Origin of the sequence: Erysipelatoclostridium sp. AM42-17, from assembly GCF_003480255.1 — a bacterium.
Classification (GTDB): Bacteria; Bacillota_I; Bacilli_A; order Erysipelotrichales; family Coprobacillaceae; genus Faecalibacillus.
Genome location: NZ_QUIN01000026.1, coordinates 2,751 through 25,616, shown reverse-complemented (window position 1 = coordinate 25,616; position 22,866 = coordinate 2,751). Strand labels below are relative to the sequence as shown.

The 22,866-nt window shown below is 30.0% G+C and carries 9 protein-coding genes and 1 riboswitch; of the genes, 7 read left to right on the top strand and 2 right to left on the bottom strand.

Annotation, left to right across the window (positions count from 1 at the left end):
- Positions 1-252 precede the first annotated feature (252 nt).
- The 7 genes from DW911_RS09440 (at position 253) to DW911_RS09410 (ending at position 21,230) form a co-directional block, all read left to right on the top strand.
- On the top strand, positions 253-5,220 hold the full coding sequence (locus DW911_RS09440; RefSeq protein WP_118607748.1) for a fibronectin type III domain-containing protein: 4,968 nt from the start codon (positions 253-255) through the stop codon (positions 5,218-5,220).
- Between the two features lies 1 nt (position 5,221).
- Entirely contained in the window at positions 5,222-7,885 is a 2,664-nt protein-coding gene (locus tag DW911_RS09435; protein WP_118607747.1) for an InlB B-repeat-containing protein, read from the top strand.
- 21 nt (positions 7,886-7,906) lie between these two features.
- Positions 7,907-8,152 carry a hypothetical protein gene (locus DW911_RS09430; protein WP_118433909.1) on the top strand — a complete coding sequence of 82 codons (246 nt, stop codon included), beginning with the start codon at positions 7,907-7,909 and terminating at the stop codon, positions 8,150-8,152.
- 111 nt (positions 8,153-8,263) lie between these two features.
- Positions 8,264-8,346, top strand: a riboswitch (cyclic di-GMP riboswitch).
- A gap of 51 nt (positions 8,347-8,397) precedes the next feature.
- On the top strand, positions 8,398-13,023 hold the full coding sequence (locus DW911_RS09425; RefSeq protein ID WP_118607746.1) for an SHIRT domain-containing protein: 4,626 nt from the start codon (positions 8,398-8,400) through the stop codon (positions 13,021-13,023).
- A gap of 127 nt (positions 13,024-13,150) precedes the next feature.
- Entirely contained in the window at positions 13,151-14,491 is a 1,341-nt protein-coding gene (locus tag DW911_RS09420; RefSeq protein WP_118433905.1) for a glycoside hydrolase family 1 protein, read from the top strand.
- Between the two features lie 17 nt (positions 14,492-14,508).
- Entirely contained in the window at positions 14,509-15,525 is a 1,017-nt protein-coding gene (locus DW911_RS09415) for a LacI family DNA-binding transcriptional regulator (protein ID WP_118607745.1), read from the top strand.
- Between the two features lie 80 nt (positions 15,526-15,605).
- Entirely contained in the window at positions 15,606-21,230 is a 5,625-nt protein-coding gene (locus DW911_RS09410) for a discoidin domain-containing protein (RefSeq protein WP_118607744.1), read from the top strand.
- Between the two features lie 356 nt (positions 21,231-21,586).
- Here the strand turns inward: DW911_RS09410 and DW911_RS09405 are convergent, their stop codons facing one another.
- Together DW911_RS09405 and DW911_RS09400 are read right to left on the bottom strand one after the other, a co-directional pair.
- On the bottom strand, positions 21,587-22,534 hold the full coding sequence (locus tag DW911_RS09405; RefSeq protein ID WP_118607743.1) for a TIGR03943 family putative permease subunit: 948 nt from the start codon (positions 22,532-22,534) through the stop codon (positions 21,587-21,589).
- A gap of 1 nt (position 22,535) precedes the next feature.
- Positions 22,536-22,866: GTP-binding protein (locus DW911_RS09400; RefSeq protein ID WP_147365878.1), on the bottom strand; the 331-nt coding region annotated here is incomplete at its 5' end.

Sequence of the window (22,866 nt, the reverse complement as noted above, 5' to 3'; positions counted from 1 at the left end):
AAATGTGCAAAAGAATTCCAAAATTTGGAGTTCTTTTTTTATTTTCGGCAAATATGACAGTTTTGTTACAAAACCTGTAACAGGTTACAAGAAGCCCCCAAATTATACTCAAAATAAAGAAAATGTGATAATTTGTACATGTGATGTAAAAGCACATTACGGTGAATGTGTCAAAACATTCTATTTGTAAGGGATTGCATGAAGCCGGCCACTTCAATGCAATCATAAAAAATAATAAGGAAGGGAAAAGAAATGATTACAAAGCTTAGTAAACTTAATAAAAAAGTATGTGCATTTGTATTAGTACTAGCGATGGTTGTTGGGGCACTTAACCCACTATCAGTTGGTGCAGCATCATTTACATTAGATTTAGATGATACAGCAACATATGCACTTGTAGCAAGTGATAGCAAAAAAGCTGTTACATTTAAACAAAGTGTTTATAGTGTACACGGTAGTGCTGATGGTGTTTACATCGAAGATGGAGACAAAATCGGTAATACATCTGCATTAGGCATTATCAAATCAACAAACCAAGGAAATTTACAAGGTGGTGAAGTTAGAGTTGATATGTATAGTACAGGATTAGGAGATAATTATCCTATTCGTGCAGAAGGTGAAAATAATTATATTTTTGCTGATGGTGATAAAAGAACTGATCAACATGAATATATTTTAGAACCAGTTGCAGATAATGAAGTAAAAATTCGTGATACTGCTAAAAATTGGTATTTAGGTTTAACAAATACTGGAGAAATTGAACGTGTAAAAACTGCAGGTCAAGCAGCTATATTCAAATTAGTTAAAGATGCAGCAGTGACAGATTTTACAGTTTATATCGAACATAAGGCTACTGGAAAATATATTAAATTTGATGGTACTGTAAATAACCCAGTATTAGTTAATGGGGAAGCTGACGAAAATGGTAATATCTCAGATGATATGAGATTTGAAGAAAGAATCAATGCTGATGATAATTCAATTATCAATTTCAAATCTAAAAAATATAATTTATGCTTTAACTCTGGTAAAGACGGTGGTAAAAAAGTCACTGAACAAGATGGAGATATGAAAGCTGGTTGGGAATCAATCAAATACCAACCAAATGGTGATGGAACAATTTCTTTTAGAGAAACTTCTGGAACAAATAAATTAATCACTGTAGCTAATGGTGAAATGGTAAGTAGTGAATTAGCAGAACCAACTGATAATGAAAAATTCATTATTCATACTGCAATGCCTACTGAAGCTGTTACTGGTGTAAAAGTAAGTAAAGTTGAAGATACAACTGCTACAGTATCTTGGGATGCTTTAAAAGGTGCAATTTATTCAGGATATAAAGTTGTTGTAACTCCAAAAAATAACGGAACTGGTAAAGCAGCAAAAGAAGTTAAAACAACAGACAATAAAGTTGATTTAACAGAATTAGAAAAAGGAACAGAATATACTGTTCAAGTTTATACAGTAAAAGGTGATGCACCTCAAACTTCAAGCGAAGAAGTAGAAATGCATACAAAAGATGGACCTCGTCCAGTTGTTGCAAACGCAGATATGAAAGCAGTTCAAGATGGTAAAAACATTAAAGTATCTTGGAATGCTATTAAAGATGTAACTGAATACGATGTATATCGTGCTCAAAGTGCATTTGCTTCAAATTATGAAAAAATTGGAACTACATCTTCAACAGAATATGTAGATAAAAATATTAATTCAGATAAATATAAAAATTACTATAAACTAGTTGCTAGAAATAAAAATGGTGATTCATCATTATCTGAAGAATATACTTCACTTGAAACAACTAAATTCGGTAAAAACATGATCTTTATTGCTCCAACAGACAATATTGATACAATCAATAAAGTTGTTCAAGAAATTTTCAAAAAACAAAATAACTCAGAAGCCGCTCAATTTAATAGTGGACATTATGCAATTTACTATAAACCAGGTAATTATGTAGCAACAGCATGTATTCCTGTAGGTTTCTACACACACATCGGTGGTTTAGGTAAAACACCTTATGAAGTTAAATTAAACAATATCGAAGTTCCTGCATACTTAGACTATGTAAGAGATAGTAGTAGTTACGATGGAAGAAATTACTGGGGTGACGAAGGTGGTAACTGGCGTAATGCAACATGTAACTTCTGGCGTTCAGCAGAAAATATTTCAGTTGTAGGAACTGGAGAAGCATCAGTTGCTGAAGAAGTTACTGATGGTAGATCATTAAACAATAAAAAAGATTACTTTAACTGGTCAGTAGCTCAAGCTGCTCCACTTAGACGTGTTTATTCAACTCGTAAAACAAGTTATGACTGGTCATATGGATGGAACTCAGGCGGATATGCTGCTGATTGTTATTTCGCATCAGATGCATGCTCACCATCTCAACAACAATGGTTCACAAGAAATAGTGTTATTAAAGGAAGTGCTGCTGGTACTTCATTAAACAACTTCAACATTGGGGTTGATTCAGCAAGTTTACCAAATGATAAAACTGGTACAGCTTTATTAAACGGAAATGGTTATACTGATTGGAACATCGCAACAGATGGTACAGCTGGTGTAACAACAAGTATTACAAAAACTCCTGAATCTAAAGAAAAACCATTCTTATTCTTAGATGATGATGGAGAATATAAAGTATTCGTTCCAAGTTTAAGAAAGGATACAAAAGGTATTAGCTGGTCTGAAACTGATATGGGTGAAGGTCAAGTTATGTCATTAGACAAATTCTATATCGCTAAAGAAGGAGATACAGCAGCTAAAATCAATGAAGAATTAGACGCAGGTAAAAATATTTTCTTTACACCAGGTCAATATGATGCTGATGAAGTCATTAAAATTAATAATCCTGATACAATCGTATTAGGTACAGGTATGGCAACAATCGTTGCTGACAACAAAGATGCAGCTATCGAAGTTGCAGACGTTGATGGTATTACAGTTTCAGGATTAGTATTTGATGCTGGAACTAAAGCAAAATCTAAATATTTATTAAAAGTTGGGGAAGAAAAAACAGATAAAAGACATAATGACAATCCAATGTTATTACAAGATTTATTCTTCCGTGTTGGTGGTACAACAAACCAAGCAACAACAGCTGAAAACGCATTAGTTATTAATAGTAACGATGTAATCAATGATCACTTCTGGATTTGGCGTGCTGACCATGGTGCTGGGGTAGCATGGGAAAACACTCGTTCAGATTATGGTATGATCGTTAATGGTGATCATGTTCATATGTATGGTTTATTCGATGAACACTTTAACAAAAATGACGTATTATGGAATGGTGAATATGGAGCAACATATTTCTTACAAAACGAAAAATGTTATGACCCAATTTCACAAGAAGCTTGGATGTCACATGAAGGTTTAGTCAATGGATATTCAGCATATAAAGTTTCAAATAAAGTTAAACATCACTATGCTGTAGGTATGGGTATTTATAACGTATTTATTTATACTGGTCCTACTTATGATTCATCTGAAGTACAAATTCAATTAGATAACCCTATTGAAGTACCAAATACTGAAGATGTATTAATTGAAAACGCATGTACACAAACATTCGCTAAAGATGATGGTGTATTACAAAAATTCAACCATATCATCAATGATGTTGGTGAAAGTGTAAGTAGTGGTATTGATAAAGCTACTGGTACAAAAGGTGAAGGTTGGGCACGTAAACATATCTTAAATTATAGAAATGGTATTTGTAATCGTGGTACAAACTATAACAAGATTCAAGAAACAGGATTAAATCCTTATAATGAAAAAGGTGATGTAGATATCACTGAATTAGTTGGAGCATATGAAGATTGTGATGATAAGTTAGATTTAGGTAAAATTTATACTAAAGAAACATTTGATCCATATGAAAAAATCATGGATGAAATTCAACCAATCTATAAAAACTTCAAACAAGAACAAGAAGGTGGAAAATATATCCCACATCGTTTAACTCAAAAAGAAGTAAGTGAAAAAGCTAATGAAATCAGAGATACTTATGCAGCGTTAGCTATTGCTGATGCAGATTATACTGATTTAGATAAAGCTTTAGCTGAAGCTAAAATCATTAGAAAATCCACTGACTATAAAGGTCAATATTATACAAAAGATAGTAAAAAAGCATTTGATGAAGCTTACAAAGTTGCAAAAGCTTTAGCTGATGCTCGTGATGATGGAGATATCTTAACAGCTCCAGACCAAGATAAATTAACTAAAGCAACTAAAGATTTAGTTAATGCAATGGATGAATTAGTCATTGATGATGCTGATTTAACTCCATTAAAGAAAGCATTAGATCGTGCTGATAAGATTATTGCTGGAAATAATTATAAAAATAATAAATATGTTCCAGCTACTAAAGAATTCTTTGATTACTATTATGGATTAGGTAAAGATTTATATGATCAAAGAGCTGATTTAGATAAACGTAGTCAAGCATTAATTGAAGCAAGAGCTGCTAACGTTAATGCTGGTATTGATCAATTATTATTATTGCCTGCTAATACTGGGGACTTAGAAAAACTAATTAAATATGCAGAAGAAAATATTCGTGATGGTGAATATTTCCAAAATGAATATTATATTAATGTAGCTAAATTCTTAGATTACTTAAATAAAGCAAGAATGGTTATCAAAGATGCTAACATTAATGATCAAGCTACTATTGATGAAACATATCAAGATTTATATGACGCTATTATTAGTTTAAAATTAAAACCAGCTGATTATGAAAGATTAAATCAATTAAGACAAGAAGCGTTAGATATCGTAGCAAGCGATAACTACAAAAATGATCGTTATACATTAAAGACAGTTACATTCTTTAATGATGAACATCAAGTTGCTAAATTATTCAGCAATGATTATATGATTCCAGATCAAAAAGTGGTTGATGAAGAAGCAGATAAATTAGATTATGCAATCAAACAATTAAGATTAATAGATGATGGAAATACAGATCCAACAGATCCAACAGATCCATCAAAACCATCAGATCCAAGTAATCCATCTACTCCTTCAAAACCAACAAATACAAGCAATACAAACAAAAATAATCAATCAGGAAACAAACAAACAACTACTAAAAAATCAAATGCATTAAGTAAAGTTCTTACTGGTGATAATCAACAAATCTTAGGATATGTATTATTTGCTGGTGTAGCATTCGTTGCATTTGTCGTATTAAAGAGAAAGAAAGCTCATTAATATGAATAAAAGAAAATTTATTAAAAGAACAGCTGTCGCACTAATAAGTGCGATGTTGTTCTTTACTCCTGATTGTATTGCTGTTAAAGCAGAAGAATATGTTAATCCATATAATTCATGGAAAACGGAAGCAGTAAGTTATCCACAAAAAGGACAACTTGTTCCTGCCGGTCCAATTGAAATTAAATGGAATGCATTAGAAAATACTGATGTAAAAAAATATGAAGTTTATTTAGATGGTAGTTTACAAAATGTTCAAATTGAACAAAATGGAAAACAATTAAGTTGTAGTGTTTATTCTACAAAAGTAGAAAAACATCAAGTTAAAATTTTAGCAGTATTAGACAATGATACGAAAGTATCTACAAGTATTAGAAATTTCTTTGTATCAAAAAAGGGTTTAGGTTTCTATTCAGAAAATAATGGAGCAAGTAATTCTTTGTCTTATTCACAAAACTTAGGATTATCTTGGTATTATAACTGGGGAACACAACCATTTGATGAAACAAATGTAGCTAATCATGATTTAGACTATGTACCAATGATTTATAACAATAGTGCTAATATCAAAAATACATTAGCTAATTTAAAAGCAAAAGGATATAGTACAGTTTTAAGTTTTAATGAACCAGATTATGTTAATGAATCAAATATTAAAGCAGACGTAGCTGCATCATATAACAAAGATTTCCATGATAGTGGTTTAAGAATTGGTTCACCGGCTACAATGGGTAGTACAACTGATGCTAATTGTTGGTTTGAAAACTATTGGGGAGCAATATCTGTCAAAGATGATTTTATTACGATTCATACATATCCAGGCTATATTGGGTTGGATAATGATAATACAGGATTTACACCAGAAAAAGCGGCGGATAGTTTTGTAACTTATCTTACTAATGTATATGAAAAATATACTAAACCAATCTGGATTACCGAACATGCTGCTTCTGCCAATGATGCTAACTGGCATCCATATGACGGAAAGCAAAGTGAACATAATCAAGCAGTTCAAGAATATATGGCTATTTTGATGAAAAAATTAAATAACTTAGATTTTGTTGAAAGATATGCTTGGTTTACTTTTGATAGTACAAGTTTTAATGGATCATCTAGTGCTCTTTTCTATAACAAAGCAGATATATCTAATGGAATTGATGAGTCAAGACTTGGTAAATTAACAACACTAGGAGAAATTTATCGTAATAATGGTAACCCAACTGGTTATACAGTAGCAAAAATAGATGGATCAGATATTATGACTGTTGCTGATGAATATGTAGATGACTATGTTAATGTTACAGTTCATCCTAATGCTGCTAGTCAACAAGTTCAAAAAGTCAAACTAGGAGATAAATTAGGACAATTAGCTGATCCTAGTGAAAGAGAAGGTTATACATTTAAAGGTTGGTATAAAGATCAAGATGGTAATGATGCATTTGATATTAATGAATCCATTGATCATGATATTGATATTTATGCTAAATATGTAAAATTAGTAACTGTTGATATCAATGGTGATAAAAAAATTGTTGAAGAAGGAACAACTATTGATAAACCAAATGATGCATTTAAAGAAGGATTTAAATTTAAAGGTTGGTATGTTGATGAAGATCATACTCAAGAATTTGACTTCAGCAAACCAATTACAAGTGATACAAAAATTTATCCATATTTTGTTTCAGTGCATACTGTAACAATGAATGGACAAACTATTGAAGTAGAAGATGGACAAAAGGTTGTACAACCTACAGATCCTACAAAAGATGGATATGTATTTAAAGGTTGGTATACAGATACATCTTATACAATACCATTTGATTTTGATGTTCCAATAACAAGTTCAGTTACTGTTTATCCTCATTTTGTACGTTTATGTACAGTAATAATTGATGGACAAGAACAAGTTGTTGAAGCTGGAACAACAATTAGCAAACCAACAGATCCTACAAAAGAAGGATATGTCTTTGATGGATGGTACACAGATGGACAATTCAAAAATAAATTTGATTTTACTAAAACTATTACATCAGATATTCATTTATATCCTCATTTCTTAAAAGTTTGTACTGTAACAATTAATGGTCAAACGCAAACTGTAGTAGAAGGAAATACAATTAATAAGCCAGCTGATCCAACAAAAGAAGGATATATCTTTGATGGATGGTACACTGACGAACAATACACTCAAAAATTTGATTTTACACAAGGTGTAAAAAATGATGTTGAGTTATATGCACATTTTTTGAAAATCTACACAGTAACCATTAATAGGCAACAACAAACTGTTACAGAAGGATCAAAACTAGCTAAACCTGCAGATCCAACAAAAGAAGGATTCGTATTTAAAGGTTGGTATAGTGATGTAAATTATCAAAATGCTTTTGATTTTAATCAACCAGTTAATGGTGATGTAACACTTTATGCATTATTTGTTGAAGCTGATTCTTCAAATAATGGTAGTGGTAATCAACAAACATCAAATAATAATGGTTCATCAAATAGTAATCAATCAAATACTACAACTACTAAAAAAGCATCTAAAGCTAAAAAAGCTACTAAAAAATCTGTTAAAACAGGTGATGATACAATGATGATGACTTATGTATTTGGATTATTTGGCGCTATTTTAGGACTTACATTATTAAAAAGAAAATATGAATAAAATATAGATAAGGAGGAAAGTATGGAATTATTAGAACGTATGAGAGAAATCAGCGGAGGTTTATATATATCTGATTTATGTGGTAATTTCTATATGACAAATAATCAAGTAAATGAATTAAAACAAATTGATTCTAATGATTATTCTATTCATGAATGGAATGATGCGGCGCAATATATTAGTGGATCAAATATTTGTTTTCAAGATATTAATGACGCTAAATCTTTTATATGTACTCTTTTCTCTTTAAATAAAAAATTTTATTAAAATAATCTAAAGGTGTCTAGTCGACACCTTTTTTGTTACAACAAATGAAACATGTTACACGATAAAGCGTTTTCATTCTTTCTTTTACAAATAAAGTATATTATATAAATGTAATTTATTTGGCAAAACTATTGAAAAATAGTGACGCAAAGCTACAGGGCTTAACCGTAAGGAATGCTGGCTGAGTTGCATAGAGCGATGAAGCGGATGACTACGGTTTTTTTATTGAGGAGGAGAAAAGAAAAATGAAAAGAGGAAAGAAAACATTACCTTATGCATTAGTATTATCAATGGCATTTTCAATGGTGCCTGCTCCTGTTTATGCTAGTGAAAATGATATAATGAATTTACCTGTACAATTATATGATTTTGATGCTGATGGGTTATTTTATGAGTATGCATTAGGATTAGGAATGGATACGCTAGGTTTAAAAGAATCAAATAATGGAGAAGTTACTCAAGGATTAGTAGAGTCAGTACTAGGGAAAGATGGTAATCCGGTATATAAGAAAAACTCGATTGTTTCAGCTGCTGCTACTATTCAAAGAAACGTTAAAGATGATGCAAATTTAAGAAAGTTTGCTATATATAACACTTTAGTTAGTAAAATGCAATCAAGTGGGTCTACGTATTCTGATATTTTAAATAAAAAAGATGATCATTATTTTTATGATAGCTGGCATATGGATTCAAGCAAAAATGTTAAGACAGAGGATGGACTCATTTATGAAGGTAGTAAGGATTTAGTCTGGCAACATGAAGGCGATGGAGTCATTAATAAAGGGTTTAATGATCATTTAACAAAAATAGTCAATGTTGAAAAGAATACAGATTATAATTTTGGTTATTGGCGTACAAATGAAAATATCAAGTATCAAATTAAGACATTAGATGGACAAGTTCTATTGGATAATAATGCAACACAATTTAATACTGGTAATCATGACCAAGTTATTATTGATATTTATAGAGATGATGATGGAAAAGATGATTTAAAGTTTTCTATTCCTAAATTAACAAATACTAAAACAAACATAACATCAGAAAATTATTTGGGAGAAGGTGGTAAAACATTTATCTCTGAAAATTGGAAATCTATTAATTATGATCAATATACTAAAGCGGGTGGTCAGCTATACAATGGTAAAGTTTATTTTCAACAAGTAGGTGATGGTGTAGGATGTTTAACCGATGCTTCTATTACATACCAAACAGATATTTTGCCTAATCAAAACATTATATTAAGTTATTGGCTAGGTGATAATGGGTTTAAAGCAGATGGAATGAGTATTGATATTTTAGATGATAATGGAATTTTGACTACAGTAAATTTAGAGGATATAAGTGGTAGTCATGAACAAAATATATCCGTTCCTCAGGGTACTGGAACAATCAAACTAAGAATTAATGGTAAAGCAGGATCAAGAATCGCAGCGCTAAGTGTTCATCCTGAAAACAGCCTTTCATTACCATTGGGTGATTATGATGAAACAGAAACAAAATATAATCAAGGACAATTAAATAGTGTAGATGATTGTCTTACATGTATGGATTATGCCTATTTAAGATTAAAGAATTTCTTTAATCAAGATTTCAGTTTAAATAAAAAAGCTGATAAATATAATCAAATGGTTTTAAAAAATACAGGAAGTGGAAACCAAGCTCAATATACATTTGATGCTGGGATAAAAACTAAATATGATGGAAATAAGTTCTATAATGATGATAGCGGAAATGAATCCCATGGTTTCTTCCCATTAGATTATTTGGACGGTGAAAAATTTAGTGATAATAATGTAACTGATCCACAAAATCATAATTATAATTTTGGAATGAAAGTACAGGGAGACTTTATTTATAAAAAAGGAGCTAATCAGTATTTTAATTTCAGAGGTGACGATGATGTTTATGTTTTCATTAATGGAAAGTTGGCAGCTGATTTAGGTGGAGCTCATTACTCATCAGATATTGAATTAAACGTAGATGAGTTTGCTCAAGCGAATGGTATTTTAAATGGACAAAAATGTGAATTTTCATTATTCTACTTAGAGCGTCATACTTCAGCGAGCAACTGTTATATTAGTACTAATTTAAATATTGGTAAGCATGCTGAATATAAATTTAAAAGTGGTACAGAAGGTGTCGAGTTACCTGAAGCACTTAAAGAATTGGTACCAGTTGATGAAGATGAATACTATAAAGATGATATAGTAGCTAATAGTGAGTATAATAAGAAGTATGATGAATATACAGATGAAGATAACGATGGTGTTTGGAAATTTCAATCATGGGATAATGAATCACAAATTATCCAGAATGATAGTATTACATTTACAGGAACATGGAATTTTATACCAAATCAATATAAAGTAAGCTATGAATTTGAAAGTGGAACAAAAGGAAAAGAGTTACCAGAAGCAGTAAAAGATTTAAAACCAACTGATACAAACAAATATCTAAATCAATCAGAAATCACTGCAAAGGTACCTACACTAACAAAAGTAGAAGATACTGACTTAGATGGTACATGGGTATTTAAAGGATATAATGGTGAAGGAAAAGCAACTGTAAATAAAGCTAATGTTACATTTACAGGAACATGGGAATTTATTCCTAATGTTTACCACGCAGAGTATGAATTTAAAAGTGGAACAGAAGGGAAAAACTTACCAGAGGCCATTAATCAATATTTACCAACAGATAACGAAGATTACGTGAAGGGTGCACATATTGATGCAAAGGAACCATCAAGCAATGTCTATGAAGAAAATGGGGAGACATGGCAATTTATTTCATGGGATAAACAAAGTGATACCATTAGTAATGGAAATGTGAAATTCGTTGGAATATGGCAGTTAGTTAGCGTTGGACATAAAGCTAACTATACATTTATAAGTGGAACAGAAGGAAAAGAATTACCAAAAGCGATTAATTCTTACTTGCCAACAGATAATACACTTTATAAAAATGGAAGTATTGTTAAAGCATTGGATCTACAAGAAAGTCAATATGTAGATAGTATAAATGATGGAACATGGAAATTTAAGTCATGGAATCATAAATCACAAGAAATGACTAACGCTGGTATCACATTTATAGGCTCATGGGAATTTACATCAAATCAATATAATGTAAGTTATGAATTTGAAAGTGGAACAAAAGGAAAAGAGTTACCACAATCTGTTAAAGATCTAAAACCAACTGATACAAATAAATATCTAAATAAAGCAGAAGTGACAGCTCAATCACCAAGACAAGTAGAAGTAGAAGATACAGATTTAGATGGTACATGGGTATTTAAAGGATACAATGGTGAAGGAAAAGCAACAGTAAATAAAGGCGATGTAACATTTACAGGAACATGGGAATTTGTAGCTAATACTCATAAAGTAAAATATAGCTTTGAAAGTGAAGATGGAAGTGAATTACCAGAAGCGATTAAAAACCTAATTCCAACAGATGGCCAAAATTACATAACAGGAACAACAGTAAAAGCTCAAGCATTAACACAAACAAGTTATGAAGATGAAACAAGAGATGGAACTTGGACATTTGTTAAATGGGATAAAGAACAAAAAACAGTTAATAAAGCAGATGTAAACTTTAAAGGTGTATGGAAATTTGAATCACACAAATATGGTGTAACATATAAATTTGCAAGTAAAACAGAAGGCTTACAGTTACCAAATGATATTATTCAATACTTACCAACAGATGAAACATTATATGTAAAAGATAAAAATGTAGCAGCATTAGCACCGAGCCAAACAACATATAAAGATGATGTTAATGATGGAACATGGACTTTTGATAAATGGGATGATCAAGCAAAGAATATGCAAAAAGGGGGCATCACATTCACTGGTTCATGGGAATTTACACCAAATCAATATAATGTAAGTTATGAATTTGAAAGTGGAACAAAAGGAAAAGAGTTACCACAATCTGTTAAAGATCTAAAACCAACTGATACAAATAAATATCTAAATAAAGCAGAAGTGACAGCTCAATCACCAAGACAAGTAGAAGTAGAAGATACAGATTTAGATGGAAAGTGGGTATTTAAAGGATACAATGGTGAAAGAAAAGCAACAGTAAATAAAGATAATGTTATATTTACAGGAACATGGGAATTTGTAGCTAATATTCATAAAGTAAAATATAGCTTTGAAAGTGAAGATGGAAGTGAATTACCAGATATTATTAAAAATTTACTTCCACAAGACGATCAAGAGTATACATCAGGTACAGAAGTAGATGTTAAGGAATTAACACAAACTAAGATTAATGATGAAGAAAATGACGGAACATGGACATTTGAATCATGGGACAAAAATCAAGATACAGTAAATAATTTCGATGTAGAATTTAAAGGAGTATGGAAGTTTACACCAAATGTGTATAATGTAAAATATATATTTGTAAGTAAAGATGGAAAACAATTACCAGATAAAGTAAAAGTCTTGCTTCCAACAGATAATCAAGAATATATTAATCAAGATAAAGTGACTGTTAAATCTTTAAAAGATAATGTGACTAAAGTGTATACAGATGATGGTGTATGGGTTTTTGAAGGATTTGATGATGATGAAAAGGAAATTAATAAAGCAGATGTTGAATTTACAGGAACATGGACGTTTGTAAAAAAACAAGATCAATCAAGTTCTGGAGGAAATAATCAACAATCTTCTTCAAATAATGGCGGAGCAAATCAAAATGGGCAGCAGACTTACAATGAAAAATTAAATCATCATAAACAAAGAGGAAATCATGTTGTTACTGGTGATATGACACCAATCATGTATTATTGTTCAATGTTATTTGTTTCAATATGTGGTTTATTTACAGCGTTGAAAAAGAAAATGAAATAATAAAGTCAATTTTAAGAAGGATTCAATCTATTAAGGTTGAATTCTTTTTATTTTCAAGTTAATGTTGCTTGAATTTCAAGTAATGACTTTATATCATTAAAGATGATACATGGAAAAGGAGAATTATATGTTAAGAAAAGATTTTTTATGGGGAGGAGCTGTTACAGCTCATCAAAGTGAAGGTGGTTATTTAGAAGGAGGTAAAGTTCCTGCGGTTTGTGATTTGACAGTATCAGGAAAGTTTTCTGATTTTAAAGATGGGATTGATAGTTATCATCGTTATCAAGAAGACTTTGATTTATATAAGGAATTAGGATTTAATGCTTATCGTTTTTCTTTTGATTGGTCTAGATTAATGAGTGATGAAGAAACTTATAATGAAGCAGGATTTGATTTTTATGATCATTTTATTGATGGATTGATAGAAAGGGGAATAGAACCTATTCCTACACTTTACCATTTTGAAATGCCTGTATTTTTATATGAAAAATATAATGGTTTTGCTAGTAGAAAGGTTGTTGATATCTTTGTTGAACTATGTAAAAAATTAGTAGATCGTTATAGTCATAAAGTGAAATATTGGATTATCTTTAATGAACAAAATGGTATCTTACAAAAAGGTCCAAAAATGTTCTTTGGTGCTGTTTGTCCTGAAGATGAAAATCCAATAAGATTTGATAATCAAATTATGCATAATACTTTAATTGCTCACAGTTTGGTTAATGAATATATTCATGAAAAGGGTGGACTTGTTTTAGGAATGGCAACAATTGTTCAAAGTTATCCAGAAACTTGTCATCCTTTAGATACATTAGAATCTATGAAAGCACAAAGTGAAGCCTTTGTTTTCTTAGATGTATTTGCTAGAGGACATTATAATTCTTATTATTTAGCTAATATGAAAAATGAAGGAACAATGCCTGATATGGAAGAAAATGATTTTGATATTTTAAAGAAAGGGAAAACAGATGCTTTAGCTATTAGTTATTATATGTCTACGATCAGTCATTATGGACAAGAGAGTTTAACTAATATTGAAGATGTAGTGATTAAAAAGAATCCTTATTTAGAAATGTCTGAATTTGGTTGGACGATAGATCCAATTGGTTTACGTATTACTTTAAGACAGTTATATGATCGTTATGAAATGCCTATTTATATTGTTGAAAATGGATATGGTTATGATGATCAAATAGTTGATGGTCAAATCAATGATGATTATCGTATAGATTATATGAGAAAGCATCTTGAACAAATGAAGATAGCGGTAAGTGAAGGAGTCGATTGTCGCGGTTATTTATCGTGGGGACCAATAGATATCTTAAGTAGTCGTGCACAAATGAAGAAAAGATATGGTTTTGTATATGTAAATAGGGACAATGATGATTTAAAGGATATGAAAAGAATTAAAAAGAAATCATTTGAATGGTATAAAAAAGTTATTGCAAGTAATGGTGAAGATTTATAAAAAGGAGATATAAGAAAATGAAAGTGACAATGAAAGATATTGCTAAAAAATTAAATATATCAATTAATGCTGTGTCCATAGCGTTAAATGAAAAACCGGGTGTGAGTGATGCCATGCGTTTAGAAATATTAAAAACAGCAGATGAAATGGGATATATTAATGAAAAACATCATTATCTTTCTGTCTTTTCTAAAACAAATATCTGTATTTTAATGCAAAGTTACTATGCTAATACAGGACACTTTTATTCTATTGTTTTACGTTCAATTGTAGGACAAGCAAGAAATAAAGGATATTCATCGATTCTTAATTATTTTGAAGATGACGATTTTGAATTTCCGGATTGTATTCTTGAACGTAAAGTTGCTGGTATTTTAGTTGTTGGTAAAATATCAGATACAAATTTAAATAAGCTCAAGAAAACAGGAATATGTGTGGTACTTGTTGATTTTACATCACTAGGAGATACTTGTGATTGTGTTTTAACTCACAACAAACAAGGTGGTTATTTAATAACAAATCATGTGTTAGATAAAGGTTATAAAAATGTTGGCTTTTTTGGTGATTTGGATTATTCATTAAGTTTTTCAGAACGTTTTATGGGGTATAAGCATGCTTTAACAAATAGGCATGTTACTTCTCGTGTTGATGATTATATTAAAAAATATTCTATTTTACATGATACTGAAAAATATGTATTAGATAATCGAATTGATAAAATAGTTGAATTATTAAAGAATAAAGAACTTCCTGATGTTTTTATATGTGCAAATGATTCTAATGCCTTTGCACTACTTAATGCTTTAAATTCAATGAATATCAAAGTTCCTGATGACATAGGAATTACAGGGTTTGATGATACACCTCTATGTAATAAGACTATGCCAAAACTTACGACAGTCCAAGTACAAAAGGAATTGATGGGACAAATAGCAGTGAATAAGCTTATTGATCGTATTCATCGTATAGATGATGTGCAAATGACACAATTATTATCAACTAAAATTATTGAGCGAGATTCTTTAAAAAAATAAATATTCAAGTTAATCTAAATTGAAATTAAAGTAAAGAGGTAGCAATATATAATTAGAAAGCGTTTACAGGAGGACGTAAAATGAAGAAAATATTAAAAGTCATGGTTTCTTTATTTGTTGTCTTTACAATGTCACTTTCATCAATTCAAGTGACATTTGGTTTAACATCAAGTCAAGAAATCGAAACAATTAAAGGAAGATTAAAAGACTACTTCTTATCGTTAGATACGATAGACGATGGATCAAAAGTAGAAACTTGTTATGTTTCAAAAGCTGATAGCTATTTAAAACTTATTCAAGAAGATGGATCTTTTGATGATGTCAACTACAAAGCAAACAATAATGCCGCTAACGGAGCAGCATGGTCTCCTTATTTAGCGTTAGATCGTCTTCAAGCGATTGCGATTGCATATAGTAAAGAAGGTAATGCTTTGTATCAAAAACAAGAAGTCGTTGAAAAATTAGAAAAAGCATTACAGTATTGGAAGGGGCAAAATCCTCGTTCAACAAACTGGTGGGAAAATCAAGTAGGTGTACAATTACGTTTTTCTCGTATTGCTTTATTTTTAGAAGATGTTGTTGATGATGATGTAGAAAATATCATGTTAGACAAACTTCTTGAAAAAGTACCAGTAAAATATGGTACTGGTCAAAATAATTTATGGTTTGATCAAAATTATGTTTATTATGCATTACTTACAGATGATAGTACGCGTTTACAAGACATGGTAGAAAATTACTTGAGCTATTGTTTAGTTACCCAAAAGGATAATAAAACAGCAGAAGCAGTACAAGTAGATAATAGTTTCTATATGCATGGTAAACAGTTCTATTCTAATGGCTATGGTATGTCTATGTTTAGAGATATGAGCTTTTGGATTTATATGCTTAGAGATACATCATTTTCACTTGGTGAAGATGTTATCAATCGTATGGCTGATTATATGATTAATGGTACAAGTTGGACTATCCGTGGAGATTTACAAGAATTATATTTAGGATATCGTGAATATAAATATTCTGTAGGATATAAAAATTATGCAGCAGAATATATTGAACCTTTAAAAAGAATGATTGCTTCTGATCAAGTTCATGCTAAACAATATCAAGATATTTTAAATAATATTGAAAACCCTCAAGCTTCTAATGGTAAAAATGGAAATTATTATATGTGGAGATCAGGATATGCATCTCATATGAGAAATGGATATGGGGTCAATATCAAGATGGATTCTGATGAAATTATTGGTGGTGAATGGCGTGGAAGTTGGCCTAATGGAAATCAAGGACAATTGATTTATTGGACTTCTTCAGCAGCATCTACTATTTCTGTTGATGGTGATGAATATACAACAGTATATCCTACATATGATTGGGCACACTGTCCAGGTACAACAACGGCAGCAAGAGTCGTTCAAGATTATTCTAATGCGGGACGTTTTACAAATGGTACAAGCCACACAATTGGTGTTTCAAATGGTCAATATGGAGCAACTGCTTATGCTATGGATAAAAAAGGAACACAAGTTAACAAAGGTTATTTCTTCTTTGATGATGAAATTGTGGCTTTAGGTTCTGGTATTACTTCTAGTGAATCAACAGAAATTCATACAACATTAAATCAAGCAAAAGCTGATGATGTTTTAGTTGATGGAACAGCAATATCTAAAGATACAACAAAAGAAGTGAATGATGCTAAATGGGTATATAACAATAAAATTGGTTATATTTTCCCTGATGAAACAACTGTTACAGTTTCAAATGCTTATCAAAAGGATAATCCATCATTATGGGCTGAAGAAAAAAAGGAAACAACACCAAGAACATTTAAAGCTTATATTAATCATGGATTAAAACCAAACAATCAAAGTTATTCTTATATTATTTTACCAAATCAAACAAGTGATCAAGTATCAAAATATGCTACTAACAATCCAATTACGATTGTTGCAAATAATGAAAATATTCAAGCTGTAAGACATGAAACCTTAAAACAAACACAAATTAATTTCTATAAAGCCGGAACATTGGAATATAAAAAAGGATATAAAATTACAGTTGATCAACCTTGCAGTCTTATTATTGATGAATCAACAGATGAGAGAAAGATGACACTTGCTACATCAGATAGTCAAAGCAGTGTTACAACAAATGTTCAATTAGAATATAATAACACAAAGACAAATACAACTTTCTTAAGTCCTGTTGCTCCTTATACAGGATCATCATTAACATTAAAAGAAAATGAGAGTAATCTTTATCAAGCAAGTTCATCAACTTCATCACATGAAATAGAATGTGCTTTTGATAATGATGAAACAACATATTGGCAAAGTCAAACTAATGGTGAAGAATGGTTAACAATATTTACTGGAAAAGATCAATATCTTTCAAAACTTAATATTACTTGGGGTGATCATTACGCATTAGACTATGATATTTATACTTCTCAAGATGGTATTAACTATACTTTCTTAAAGAATGTTAATCAAAAAACAAAATCAAATAAAGACAGTATCGATATTAATGGTATTTATCCTTATATTAAAATTGTGATGAAAAAATCAAATGATGCCAATTATCAAATTAAAGAAATAACTTGGGATCAAAAAGCAAATCTAACATATAAAAAATCAGTTGAAGTCAGTTCACAATATAGTGATGAATTGAAAAAAGAAAACGCTATTGATGGAAATACGAATACTCGCTGGGGTTCTAAACGTGACAGTGATGATAACTGGATTATTGTAGACTTACAAAAGAACTGCACAATTAATGCTATTGACCTTTTATGGGAAGCAGCATGTTCGGATGAATACAGTATAGAAGTTTCTGATGATAAACAAAATTGGACTGTAGTCAAAGATAAATTAAAAACAAATGAATCTTTAAAAGATCAATATATATTTGATGAAGCAGTTTCTGGACGTTATTTAAAAATTCATTCAACTAAAACAAGAATTGTCAGTGGTAAAAATTATGGTGTCAGCCTTTTTGAACTTGTTGCCTACGGTAGTGAAGAACAAGAAGATATTGATTACGATAATATTGCTTTAAATAAACCAGTAGAAGTAAGCTCACAATACAGTGAAGAATTGAAAAAAGAAAATGCAGTTGATGGTGATTTAAAGAAACGTTGGGGATCTAAACGAGCTAGTGATGATAACTGGATTATTATTGATTTAGAAAAATATTCTAAAATAAATAAGATTCAAATTGATTGGGAAAAGGCATGTTCAGATGATTATACAATTGAAGTATCAGATGATAAACAAAATTGGAATGTTGTAAGTGAATCAAAAACTAATTCATCCTTAAGAGATATTCATACTTATGATGATTTTATCTATGGACGTTATGTAAAGATTCATTCTTATAAATCAAGATGTGTAAGCAATACAAATTATGGTATTGGTATCAATGAAGTTGAAGTTTATGGTAAAGAATCATCAGTAGTAAATCAAAATCAAAATATTGCCTTAAATAAACCAGCGTATTCTTCTAGTACTTTTAAATCTGAACATAGTACATCTAAAGCATTTGATGGTAGTAAGGAGTCACGTTGGGTATCAGTTAGAAAAAAAGAAAATCAAAATAAAAATGTTGATTATCAATGGATTTATGTAGATTTAGAAAACTACTATGATATATCTAAGATTGTCTTAGATTGGGAAGGAGCATGTGCAACAGATTATAAGATTCAAATTTCATCAAATGGTAAAAACTGGAAAGATTTATCTGTTGTAAATGACGGAAAATCAGGAGAAAGAACATTTGACTATGCTGATCAAAGTATTGCTCGATATGTAAGAGTTGAATGTTTAAAACCTTCAGGTATTTATGGATATTCGTTATGGGAATTTGAAGTTTACGGTCTTCGTGTTAAACAACCAACGACAACAAATTTAGCATTAAATAAAAAAGCTTATGCTTCTAGTGAATACAAGAGTCAATATGGGGCTTCAAAAGCTTTTGATGGCAGTGAAGATGCAACTAAAGATAAAGAATCAAGATGGGTTTCTTTAAGACAAAAAGATAATAAAAAGGATGTATCTAATCAATGGATTTATGTAGATTTAGATGATTATTACAATATTAATCAAATTAAATTAAACTGGGAAGGTAGTGGTGCAACAGAATATAAGATTCAAGTATCATTAGATGGTAAAGATTGGCAAGATATTAGCAATATAACAAATGGAAATGGTGGTATTGAAACTTATAACTACAATGGTGTAACTGCTAGATATGTAAAAATGCAAGGTGTTAAACCAGGTAGCATTTATGGATATTCATTATGGGAAGTAGAAGTTTATGGTGAAGCGTTAGATAAAAGTGAACTTACAAATTTATACTATATGAATTTAGATATTGATACTTCAGTTTATACACCAAGTTCTAGTGAACGTTTTAAGCAAGCATTAGATGATGCACTTAAAGTCATGAATGATGCAGATGCGACTTCATCAAGCATCTTAAAAGCTAAACAAGATTTACAAGATAGCATAACTGGTCTTACAAAATTAGCAAGTTTTGATTACTTAAAAACTTTAATTGATGAATACAGTAAACTTGATGAAACATTATATACATCAGCTTCTTTTGAACAATTAAAAGATAAATTAGCAAAAGCTCAAGATGTCTATAATGATAAAAATAGTAGTCAAGAAACAGTTGATAACATGTGTAATGAATTAACAGAAGCAAAAAATCAACTTGTTTTAAAAGGAGATAAAACAGACTTAATTGCTTTAATGGAGGAAATAAAGAAATTAGATCGTTCATTATATCTAGAAGCAACTTTAAATGAATTAGATACTTATTTACAAAAAGCACAAACAGTTGTTGATAATGATCAAGCAACAAATGATGATGTTTTAAAAGCTTATCAAGATTTATACAATGTAAGAGATAATCTTGTAACCCAAGAATCATATCAAAATTTAAAAGCATTATTAGATAAAGTAGAAAATGTTGATGAATCAAAATATACTGATCAATCATTACAAGTATTAAAAACAAAATATCAACAAGCAAAAGATGCATATGAAAAAGCAGTTCCTAAAAAAGATGAAATTGCTAAAGCAACTCAAGAGTTACAACAAGCATTCAATTCTTTACAATTAAAAGTAAATAAAGAAAAATTACAAAATACTATTATTAAAGCAACATCTATTGATCGAAGTCAGTATACACCTGCTTCATTATTAAAACTTGACAGTGAGGTTGCAAAAGCAAAAGCATTATTAGATAAAGTAGATGTGACACAAACAGAAATAGATGATATGACAAAATCTTTAACAACTATGTTAAATAGTTTAGTTTTAAAAGCTGACAAAAACAAATTGAGTCAACTTGTTAAAGAAATAGAAAAACTTGATTTAGGTCAATATCAAAATACAGGTAAACTTATTACTTTATTGAATCAAAGTAAAGAATTATTAAATAATGATAATGCAACTCAAGCAGAAATTGATCAAATGTATAGTTCACTACAAAATGCTTATAAACAAATTGAAAAAGTGAATAATGATAAAACAGGATCAAATGATACTGTTCAAGAAAATAAAACAGTGAACGAAAATGTAAATAAAAAAGAAAATGTAGAAACAAAAGATACTGATTCTACAAACTTAACTGGATTATTTGTGATATTGATGATGAGTTTATTAGGTATTATATTCATTAAAAAGAGAATATCTTAACATTTTGTTTCAAAGTCGGTTACATGTTACATGATGACCCTAAAATGTTTTAACAAAAGACAAATTGTGATAAATTATACTTGTAAAGAGAAAACAACATAATTAAATATTGAAGACATTATATTGTAACATTATATTTACCTTTCCATCAAATTAAGTGAACAATATAAAAAACACATTTACCTAAAACATTTTAACAAAGACATCTTCAATAATTCGTTCTTCTCTTTAATTTATGATTTTGATATCATAAATTCTGGAATAGATATGCCAGGTAAATAATAGATATCTCTTTTCTCTAAAAATAAAAAAGGCTTCGGCCTTTTTTATTTTTAAAGAAAAGAAGTCTAAGACTTCTAATCAAATGTAACATAATCATTATCTAATGGTTTAGCAGGTTCTATTTTATCAACATATAAAATAGGAATTTGACTTTGAATAGAATCATCAAATTCTACAGCAATTGTGCCCTCAAGAGTTAACCATTCATGAGGAATCAATTTATCAGCAAGAGGACTTACACATACAAGTCCTAATAATTGCGTATCTTCACTACAACATACCATGGCTTGTCTACCAAAAACAAAACCATTTTTTAAAATTTTATCTCTACCAATAACTTGAGCTTTAAGTTTTAAAGTTTTATTTTCATAGTTTTCTGGGTGTTCCATAATATCCATACAGAAAATACCATAATCCATATCTTTGATTTCAATATATTCATCACTTAATTGATATGGTAAATCATCACTGGTAATGTTTTCTATTTGATGATTTTTGTTTTCATAAATGATTTGAGCACGAGGATTTAAAGATTTAATACTGCCACGTACTACGTATTTTTTAGTGTTTTTATCACATCTATTAATAATAACCAAATCACTTTGAGTAACGTGATCTACGAATTGGCTTCGCATATTATTATAATAAATATCAAATGTTTCAGCGTTGATTGTTGTAAGGACTTGGACAACCATCCATGGATCAATACATTTTTCGTGAATGAACTCTTGACTATTCCACATACCATTATATTCAACCATAACTTGAGTTGGATGATATTTTTGGTTAAGTTCACTTAAATAATCAGGCGTAATCGTTGATTCATCATCTACGTAAACGACATCACAATCAGCTTTTTTTAAGGTTTCTTCATTATAAGCTTCAACACCTTCTTCACAGGAAAGAATAAGGGTTTTTTCATTATAATGAAAATCATCATTTAAAACAGTATCTTGAATAAATGATGTTTTCCCACTTTCCAAAAATCCTGTAAATAAATAGACTCTTACTTTATTTTCCATACTATCCTAAAAATAATTCCTTCATTTTATTTTCATCAATATCTTTACCAATAACACAAATTTTACCTGTATACATTGGCTTTCCTAAACGAATTTCAAATTCTTCTGGTACTAAATCAAAATACCACCAGTCTGTATCATCACTATCAACAAATCCTTTAGCACGTAAAACATTTTCGTTGCTTAATTTATTTAAGATATCAGATAATTCTCCTTTGCTGTATTTTTTAGCTGTATCAAAGCCAATACTTTGGAATACTTCATCAGCATGGTGATGATGATGTCCTCCACAACATTCGTGATCATGATCGTGGTGTCCACAACATTCGTGG